This is a genomic window from Polaromonas sp. P1_E3 (genome assembly GCF_056405935.1).
The window spans coordinates 1-617 of record NZ_JBFUBD010000817.1 but is presented as its reverse complement, the minus strand read 5'-3'; the positions used below and the strand labels follow the sequence as shown (position 1 = coordinate 617).

Below are 617 nucleotides of genomic sequence, written 5' to 3'. Positions count from 1 at the left end.
ACTCTACAATTTTTCCATGCGACTCCAAAAGGTCGAGCAGATTTCCCTTTGTCATGAAATGCAACGCCCCTGCGACGATTAGCGTCGGCGTTGGGTTATTAAGTGCGGCAAGAATCGTAGGCAGCCACTGCTTGTTTCGCTCATCGAGCAGTAAGCGCTTTGTGACTCCAAGACGAAGAAAGGGGAGATCCTTGACCACTGCTTCGAATCCAGCGAAGTCGCGTTTAGCCCAAGCATGATGCATCCGCTGAAGGTTGGTACCAGGGGCGGATAGGTCAGCAGCCAGGATGCGAAGACCGGTAACAATTTCCTCAATGGGCATTTGGTCTGCACCGTCAAAGAAACTCTGCGTCGTCTCAAGAAACGATAATTTCTTCGAATCAATCTTCGTTTGCTGCTTCACAAAGTTTTCGACACCTAACGCCCTTGAATGCGTCATAAGGGGGGCCATCATCATGATTGCCCAAGGCTTTGCAAATGCTAACTCGGGAAGTACGGCGTTTGGCTGCCAGAGCTTTAGGATTGTTTGCCAGTCATTTGCCGGCAAGCGTGAGGCCAAATCATTTGGTGTGTCTTGGGCAAAGTGCGGAGGTGGGCCATTGGCATCGATCTCCAAG

The 617-nt window shown here is 50.7% G+C and carries 1 protein-coding gene; it reads right to left on the bottom strand.

Going from position 1 to position 617, the window contains the following annotated elements:
- Positions 1–617: TraB/GumN family protein (locus tag AC1D0Z_RS23710; RefSeq protein ID WP_477660560.1), on the bottom strand; the 617-nt coding region annotated here is incomplete at both ends.